Source organism: Stenotrophomonas sp. STEN031 (assembly GCF_056759975.1).
Map to the genome: position 1 here is coordinate 1 of NZ_JBRREA010000098.1, position 8,227 is coordinate 8,227.

An 8,227-nucleotide genomic window follows, 5' to 3' on the forward strand; every position below is an offset into this window, starting at 1 on the left:
GAGCATGGCTCGGCACTACAGGTAGTAAAAAGGCGGCGCCATTGGCGCCGCCTTTCTTTGTTGCTTGTCTCCGCTGGCTCAGCAGCAGCGGAAGCCGCTCCTGCCGCCGAAGCGGGCTTCCTGGCGTTCGCGAAAGAAGGTTTTGTAGTCCATGACCTCGCGGTCGGGATGCTTCTCGCGCATGTGCCGGACATAGTTGTCGTAGTCCGGTACGCCGCAGCAAAGCCGCGCGGTCTGCACCAGACGCCGCCAGGTGCGGCGGAACGTCTGGTACTGGCCGACGGGGACCAGCTCGGTGCCCATTACAGGTCAACCTCGTGCGGCTTCAGTGCCACGTACGGGGTTTCCTTGTCGGTGCGAACCGGCGAGCGGCGTGCAGCGGCGATGGTCTTCACCGAGTACACCAGCACCGCGAACACCACGAACAGGAACAACGCGGTCAGGCCGGTGTTGATGTAGTTGTTCACCATGACCTGGTGCATCTGGTCGAAGTTCTTCGACGGTGCCAGCAGTTCGCCAGCGGCAATGGCGTCACGGTACTTGTGCGCCTGGGCCAGGAAGCCCACTGCCGGAACGTCGGAGAAGATCTTGATGAAGCCGGCTGCGGTGGTGCAGATCAGCAGCCAGATAGCCGGGACCAGCGGCACCCAGGCGTACTTGTCCTTCTTCATCTTGAACAGCACCACGGTGCACAGCAGCAGCGCCACGCCAGCCAGCATCTGGTTGGCAATGCCGAACAGCGGCCACAGCATGTTGATGCCGCCCAGCGGATCGGTCACGCCCTGGTACAGGAAGTAACCCCACAGTGCGACGCAGCCGCCGGTGGCGATGAAGCTGGCCACCCACGAATCGGTACGGCGCAGGGCCGGCACGAAGTTGCCCAGCAGGTCCTGCAGCATGAAGCGGCCCGAACGGGTGCCGGCATCGACGGCGGTCAGGATGAACAGGGCTTCGAACAGGATGGCGAAGTGGTACCAGAACGCCATCATGCCTTCGCCAGGCAGCACAGCGTGCAGGATCTGCGCGATACCAACGGCCAGGGTGGGTGCACCACCGGCGCGCGAGAGGATGGTGGTTTCACCGATCTCTGCCGCAGTGGCAGTCAGCTGGTCCGGGGTGATTGCAAAGCCCCAGTTGGTGACGACCTGGGCCGCGTGCACCACATCGGTGCCGATGATCGCGGCCGGGCTGTTCATCGCGAAGTAGATGCCCGGCTCGATGATCGAAGCGGCGACCATGGCCATGATGGCCACGAACGATTCCATCAGCATGCCGCCGTAACCGATGTAGGCGGCATGGCCTTCATTGGCCAGCAGCTTGGGGGTGGTGCCCGAGCTGATGAGCGCATGGAAACCGGACACCGCGCCGCAGGCAATGGTGATGAACAGGAACGGGAACATGCTGCCCTTCCACACCGGGCCGGTGCCGTCGGCGAACTGGGTCAGTGCCGGCATCTTCAGCTCCGGCATCACGATCAGGATGCCGATGGCGAGACCGACGATCGTGCCGATCTTGAGGAAGGTGGACAGGTAGTCACGCGGGGCCAGCAGCAGCCACACCGGCAGCACGGCGGCGACGAAGCCGTAGCCGATCAGCATCCAGGTGATCTGGATGCCGGTGAAGGTGAACATCGGACCCATCACCGGGTCAGCGGCCACCTTGCCGCCGTACCAGATCGCAGCGATCAGCAGGATCAGGCCGACAATCGAAATCTCGCCGATCTTGCCCGGGCGGATGTAGCGCATGTACACGCCCATCAGGATGGCGATCGGCATGGTCGCGATCACCGTGAACATGCCCCAGGGGCTGCCCTCCAGTGCCTTCACCACGATCATCGCCAGTACCGCGAGGATGATGATCATGATCATGAAAACGCCGAACAGGGCGATGGTGCCGGGTACCTGGCCCATTTCCTCGCGTACCAGATCACCCAGCGAGCGGCCGTTGCGGCGGCTGGAGATGAACAGGATCATGAAGTCCTGCACCGCACCGGCCAGCACCACGCCGGCAATCAGCCAGAGCGTGCCGGGCAGGTAGCCCATCTGTGCGGCCAGCACCGGGCCGACCAGCGGGCCGGCACCGGCAATGGCGGCGAAGTGGTGGCCGAACAATACGTGCTTGTTGGTGGGCACGTAGTCCAGGCCATCGTTGTTGATGACTGCCGGGGTGGCGCGGGTAGGATCAACGCCCAGCACCTTGTTGGCGATGAACAGGCCGTAGTAGCGGAACGCCACCAGATACAGCGAAACCGCTGCGATCACGATCCACAGGGCATTGATGTGTTCGCCGCGGCGTAGCGCCACGACTCCTAGACAGAACGCGCCAATCAGGGACAGCAGCGCCCATCCGGCTTTTGAAAAACCTTTCATCGAGTCGCCTCGCAGGGGAATGTGTCCAAGGTTCTACCCATGCAGGTCGGGGGTCAATGTGCATGGCAGCTGAAGCGGATGCGACTTTGGTCTTAGGCCCATGTCTTGTTGAACATGACTGCGGGGCGGGACTGTGCAGTGGGGATAGGCTTGGCTGGAACAAAGGGTTGCAGCTGTGGCGATTGGCTTGGTGCCCGGTGATGGCCATTGTCTGTCGCATGTTCGAGGAGGTGCCTCATGAGTAAGCAAGAATCCGCCCGGGTGATTCGCAGCATCCGTGGCATGCCCACCTCCGACGGTGCTGGCGTCCGCCTGACCCGGGTCATCGGCACGCCATCGTTGCCGGAGCTGGATCCGTTCCTGATGTTGGACGAGTTCGGCACGGACCGGGCCGAGGATTACATCGCCGGTTTCCCCGACCACCCGCATCGCGGTTTCGAAACGGTGACCTACATGCTTGATGGCCGCATGCGTCACAAGGACAACCACGGCAACGAGGGTTTGCTGACACCCGGCAGTGTTCAATGGATGACGGCTGGTCGCGGTCTGGTGCATTCGGAGATGCCCGAGCAGGAGTCCGGTCGCATGCGCGGCTTCCAGCTGTGGGTGAACCTGCCGGCGCGCGACAAGATGCGCGATCCGCGCTATCAGGAATTTGCGCCCGAGCGCATCCCGCAGTTGGCGCCGGCCGAAGGCGTCCGCGTGAAGCTAATCGCCGGTACGGTCGATGCGATCACCGGTCCGATCCAGCAGCCAGCCACCGATCCCGTCTATCTGGATATCAGCTTGAGCCCGGGTAGCGCCTGGAGCTACCGCTTGCCGGAAGGTCACAACGCCTTCGCCTATGTGTTCGAAGGCAGTGCAGTGCTGGGCGAGGGCGAGAGTGCGCGCACGGTGGAACTGCAGCAACTGGCGGTGCTGGGTGAGGGCAGCCGGCTGCAGATGCGTGCCGACGCCGAAGGTGCGCGCTTGATCCTGGTTGCCGGGCGTCCGCTGCGTGAGCCGGTAGCGCGGCACGGGCCGTTCGTGATGAACACCCGCGAAGAATTGATGCAGGCCTTTGTCGACTACCAGGAAGGGCGCTTCTGAACGATGACCGGTCCCTCGTTGCAAGGACGGAACCGGTATCAATCGGGCTTCATCACCGGCCCGTTATCAACGGGTCGGTATCCGCTGTGGATCAGTTGCTGCCGGCCAACGCGGAGGGGTTGAGATTCAAGGTCTGGGTCAGGCTCTGCAGCGTGCCCAACTCAGTGGTATCGGCGGCATCGATCCAGATCTGCGCATAACGGTTCTTGTCCAGCTTGACCACGCTGATGCGACGCGACTCCAGACCGGGCAGGTCACGGCCGCCCATGTCCAACTTGTACCAATGCATCGTCTCGCCGCCGAACTCGCCTTTCTCCGCGCGCAAGGGGCGGTTCAAGACCAGGCCGGGATCACGCCCGCTCAGCATCATGTTGAGCACTGCACGGCCATCTTCGGTGGTGGCTTTGCAGACGATGAAATCGCTTTGTGTCTGTTGCTCCCAATGCAGGCCACTGCTGGCCGGCAGTGATGGGCACTGCACGGCCTGCTGGGCGGAAGCGTGGGTGCTGGCGGCAAGCGCCAGCGCAGCGGAAAAAACAAGGACAGTCTTCACTTCGCATTCCCCCAAGGAACATCGGCTCAACGGCACGACAAGAAACGTGTGGATGGTTCTGAAGGCAGTACTGGCTGGTGGGTGGTATCCCTCCCTCGGTACGTGCATCCCCATGCGCGCCAGCCAGGTTGCGACGGTATTACAAAATCCCCGTCACTTGCAAAAAGTATTTGGACCCATGAAAAACGGCCCCTTGTAGGGGGCCGTTTTGGCGAAATGCTAACAACTGAAACCAATTCGATGGCTTACTTGTCGCTACCGATCCACTTGTAGGCCAGGCCGCCGATGGCCGCACCGAGGATCGGTGCCACCCAGAACAGCCACAACTGGCTGATTGCGCCGGAGCCGGCGAACAGGGCGACGGCGGTGGAGCGGGCCGGGTTCACCGAGGTATTGGTGACCGGGATGCTGATCAGGTGGATCAGGGTCAGGGCCAGGCCAATGGCGATCGGCGCGAAGCCGGCCGGGGCGCGGCCGTGGGTGGCACCCATGATGACGATCAGGAACACCGCCGTCAGCACCACTTCGCACAGGAAGGCAGCCGCAACGGTGTAGCCACCCGGCGACAGTGCCCCATAGCCGTTGCTGGCAAATGCACCCGGCTGGCTGCCATCAATCAGGAAGCTGGCATTGCCTTGGGCAATCTGCAGCAGGATGAAGGCTGCCAGGATGCCGCCCAGCACCTGGGCAACGATATAGGGCAGCAGGTCCTTGGCCGGGAAGCGACCACCGGCCCACAGGCCGATGCTCACCGCCGGGTTGAAGTGTGCGCCGGAGATGTGGCCGAACGCATAGGCACCGGTCAGTACGGTCAGGCCGAAGGCCAGGGCAACACCGACAAAGCCAATACCCAGCGGATTGCCGTCACCGCCGAACTTCGCGGCCAGTACCGCGCTGCCGCAGCCGCCCAATACCAGCCAGAAGGTGCCGAGGAACTCGGCAGCCAAACGCTTTCCCATGCTCATGATGATGTTCCCTTTGTTTTCCCCGGTGCGGGTGTGGGGAAAATAACGGAGAAGCGGGGAAGATGAGTAGGGAAATCGTTAACTATTTCTCGCTTTTCCCTGTAGTGCTTTGGGCCTATGCGTGATTTGCGGGTAGCCAGTTACGGAAAAGCGGGGACGGGCATGGGAAGGCCGTCCACGCTTCGGTGAGGGAGTTGGTGTCAACCGGGTAGGGGGATGAATTCCTTGTCATCGCCGGGAATCGTGCCGAAGCGACCGTTCTGCCAATCGTCCTTGGCCTGCTCGATGCGTTCCTTGGAGCTGGAGACGAAGTTCCACCAAAGGTGGCGCGGGCCGTCGAGCGGCTCGCCGCCCATCAGCATTGCCTTGACAGGGGTCTTGGCGCGGAAGCGACCGCGTGCACCCGCTTCGGGAATGACCAGGTGCTGGGTGGGGATATCCACACCGTCCAGTTGGGCATCGCCTTCAAGTATGTAGAGCGCGCGTTCGACGTGGGAGTTGTCCAGGTCGATCTCGGCACCGGGCTCCAGGTCGATGGCGACGTTCAAGGTGTCAGCGAAGACCTTGACCGGCGATTCCTCGCCATAGGCACGACCGGCGATGACCCGCAGCCAGGCACCATCACGGTGCTGCTGTGGCAACTGGTCAGCGGAAAAGTGGAAGAAGCCGGGATCGGTTTCCTCATGGCTCTTGGGCAGCGCCACCCAGGTCTGCATGCCGTGCAGCGCCTGCGCGTGTTCGCGCGCCTCGGTGGGGCTGCGCTCGGAGTGGGCGATGCCCCTGCCTGCGGTCATCCAGTTGACGTCGCCGGGGTGGATGATCTGCTCCGAACCCAGGGTGTCGCGGTGGCCGATCTGCCCGGCCCACAGGAAGGTCACCGTGGCCAGGCCGATGTGCGGATGCGGGCGCACGTCGATGCCCTGGCCGGGACTGAAGATGGCCGGACCCATATGGTCCACGAACACGAACGAGCCTACGCTGCGCGCCTGCAGGGTGGGGACGGCGCGGCGGACCTGGAAGCCGCCAAGGTCATGGACGCGCGGGCTGATGATGGTGGTCATGGCTGGCTGCTCCGGATTGCTTGAAGGTGCGGGCAGGATGGCATGGCCGGAGCGAAGAGGGGGTTACCGTGCGGGGAATGGATTGTTGTTTTGGTGGGAAGGGTGGAAAAGCTGGAAGCGTTACCCCTCCCCAACCCTCCCCTTCGCTGCGCGAAAGGGAGGGGGCGAAGCGGCTGCCCTCCGCGCAACCTGGGCTTTGGCCCCCTCCCTTTGCCGAAGGCAAGGGGAGGGTTGGGGAGGGGTGAGCTTCTGCTCCTGCCCTTCCTGAGAGTCCAGAGCAAGAGAACAAAACCCCGCTCCCCACAGCTACTCAGTGCCCATACCAAAACCTCCTGCAAAGAACGGATTCCATCGCGAAGGGGCTACAATCGCCGCCTCACTTCCCCATCCGGAGACCTCCGCAGTGACCCGCAAACTCGTGCTGTTGCGCCATGGCCAGAGCCAGTGGAACCTCGACAACCGCTTCACCGGCTGGGTGGACGTGGACCTGACCGAGCAGGGCCGCCAGGAGGCTGCCACCGCCGGCCGGCTGATGAAGGAAGAAGGCCTGCAGTTCGACGTGGCCCACACCTCGGTGCTCAAGCGCGCCATCCACACCCTGCAGGGTGCATTGGCCGAACTGGGCCAGGATTGGCTGCCGGTCAACAAGTCCTGGCGCTTGAACGAGCGCCACTACGGTGGCCTGCAAGGCCTGGACAAGGCCGAGACCGCCGCCAAGCACGGCGAGGAGCAGGTCAAGGTGTGGCGTCGTTCCTACGACATCCCGCCGCCGCCGATGGAGCTGGCCGATCCGGGCCACCCGATCCACGACCGTCGTTATGCCGGCCTGGATCGCAATGCGCTGCCGGCCACCGAATCGCTGGCCACCACGCTGGACCGCGTGCTGCCGTACTGGCACGACGCCATCGCCCCGCAGCTGAAGGACGGCAAGACCGTGCTGGTCACTGCCCACGGGAATTCGCTGCGCGCGCTGTACAAGTACCTCAACAACGTGAGCAAGGAAGAAATCCTCGAGCTCAACATCCCGACCGGCATTCCGTTGCTGTTCGAATTGAACGATGACCTTACCGTCAAGTCGTTCCGTTACCTGGGTGATCCGGAAGCCGCCAAGAAGGCCGCCGAGGCCGTGGCCAACCAGGGTAAGGCCAAGTAAGCGATTCGCCGGGAGTGGCACCGCTGTTGCCTGCTCCAGCGGTGAATCACTCAAAGACCGATGCCAACATGCTGGCATCGGTCTTTTTGTTTGTAGAAGCGGCGTAAGCCGCGAAGCTGGCAACGCTTGAATCGCCGGCCCAGCTGTCATCTGATGATCTCCCTGCTTCGCGGCTGACGCCGCTCCCACAATAAGATCCGGCTTAGCGTCGTGTGAGTGATGCCTGGGAGTAGCGTTGCGGATCAGCGACGGCACGCCGGGTCGGCTTGGCATATCCGGTTGTCGCGTTCGGCGGCCTGTTTGCCCAAGCTGAGCCCGACGACCAGCTGGAACATGACTGCTACCAGGATCAGGCTGGCAATCCACAGGCCGATTTTCATCCGGTCAACTGGACTGATGGCTGCGGCGCTGGCTGCCGGGCTGGCGATGGATTCGCCAGTATCGAGGAGGTCCCCCGCCGCAACCTCCAGCGCAGCCGCAACCGCCATCCGTGACTCAAGCGAGGCGTTGCCTTCGGTTTCAAGTCGTTGCACCGTGCGCGGGCTCAAACCGCAGATGCTGGCCAGGTGTTCCTGCGACCAGCCGCGGGCTTCGCGCAGTTGCTTGATCCGCTTTCCGTCGATCTTCACTGTTTCATCTTCCATGCCGCGTTCCTGCCGATGTTAGCTGAGCTGCGAGGCTGCCGGACAACAGCGCTCGACAACACGACAGAAAGCCGACAGCAGTGTGTCGTCCTAAAGGAATCAACGACTTGCGCGCTTCCAAGGTGCCGGCAGAACTGCTCCACCGTGCGCATGCAGTTGAGAGAGACAGTCTTCGGATGGGGCTGTGCCATGCCATCATCGGGCATTGATCACGATGATTGGAGTGTCTGCTTGAGCAAATGGATGATGTCGGTAGTGGCAATGGTGGCGCTGAGCGCCTGTAGTGAATCGCCCCGTCTTTCCCGGAGGCTCCAAACCTTGAGAGGATGGAGCCATGAGCAACAGATTGACGAGGTACGCACCCGAGGTGCGTGAGCGGGCGGTGCGGATGGT

The 8,227-nt window shown here is 62.8% G+C and carries 9 protein-coding genes; 2 read left to right on the forward strand and 7 right to left on the reverse strand.

Annotation, left to right across the window (positions count from 1 at the left end):
• Window positions 1–78 precede the first annotated feature (78 nt).
• Together ACVOLQ_RS21895 and ACVOLQ_RS21900 are read right to left on the reverse strand one after the other, a co-directional pair.
• A complete protein-coding gene (locus ACVOLQ_RS21895; protein WP_057626620.1) occupies window positions 79–303 on the reverse strand; it encodes a YbdD/YjiX family protein in 225 nt (74 codons plus the stop codon).
• On the reverse strand, window positions 303–2,369 hold the full coding sequence (locus ACVOLQ_RS21900) for a carbon starvation CstA family protein (protein WP_313170533.1): 2,067 nt from the start codon (window positions 2,367–2,369) through the stop codon (window positions 303–305). Before ACVOLQ_RS21900 ends, ACVOLQ_RS21895 begins: the two co-directional genes overlap by 1 nt.
• 237 nt (window positions 2,370–2,606) lie before the next feature.
• Between ACVOLQ_RS21900 and ACVOLQ_RS21905 the strand changes: the two genes are divergently transcribed.
• Window positions 2,607–3,458 carry a pirin family protein gene (locus tag ACVOLQ_RS21905; RefSeq protein ID WP_313493839.1) on the forward strand — a complete coding sequence of 284 codons (852 nt, stop codon included), beginning with the start codon at window positions 2,607–2,609 and terminating at the stop codon, window positions 3,456–3,458.
• Between the two features lie 91 nt (window positions 3,459–3,549).
• Here the strand turns inward: ACVOLQ_RS21905 and ACVOLQ_RS21910 are convergent, their stop codons facing one another.
• From ACVOLQ_RS21910 to ACVOLQ_RS21920, 3 genes are all read right to left on the reverse strand, one after another.
• Window positions 3,550–4,011, reverse strand: coding sequence for a hypothetical protein (locus ACVOLQ_RS21910; protein ID WP_313170537.1), 462 nt, complete (start codon window positions 4,009–4,011; stop codon window positions 3,550–3,552).
• Window positions 4,012–4,256: 245 nt separating this feature from the next.
• Window positions 4,257–4,976 (reverse strand): aquaporin Z, encoded by a 720-nt coding sequence (gene aqpZ / locus ACVOLQ_RS21915; protein ID WP_313170538.1) that lies wholly within the window; start codon window positions 4,974–4,976, stop codon window positions 4,257–4,259.
• Window positions 4,977–5,176: 200 nt separating this feature from the next.
• Window positions 5,177–6,037: a pirin family protein gene (locus ACVOLQ_RS21920; RefSeq protein WP_481529295.1), complete on the reverse strand. Its 861-nt coding sequence runs from the start codon at window positions 6,035–6,037 to the stop codon at window positions 5,177–5,179.
• Window positions 6,038–6,440: 403 nt separating this feature from the next.
• Between ACVOLQ_RS21920 and gpmA the strand changes: the two genes are divergently transcribed.
• Window positions 6,441–7,190 (forward strand): 2,3-diphosphoglycerate-dependent phosphoglycerate mutase, encoded by a 750-nt coding sequence (gpmA, locus tag ACVOLQ_RS21925; protein WP_293707913.1) that lies wholly within the window; start codon window positions 6,441–6,443, stop codon window positions 7,188–7,190.
• A gap of 242 nt (window positions 7,191–7,432) precedes the next feature.
• Here the strand turns inward: gpmA and ACVOLQ_RS21930 are convergent, their stop codons facing one another.
• Both ACVOLQ_RS21930 and ACVOLQ_RS21935 read right to left on the reverse strand, forming a co-directional pair.
• Entirely contained in the window at window positions 7,433–7,834 is a 402-nt protein-coding gene (locus ACVOLQ_RS21930; RefSeq protein WP_481529296.1) for a helix-turn-helix domain-containing protein, read from the reverse strand.
• A gap of 195 nt (window positions 7,835–8,029) precedes the next feature.
• Window positions 8,030–8,227, reverse strand: a 198-nt coding sequence (locus ACVOLQ_RS21935) for a hypothetical protein (RefSeq protein WP_481529297.1), incomplete at its 5' end; no start/stop codon positions are given.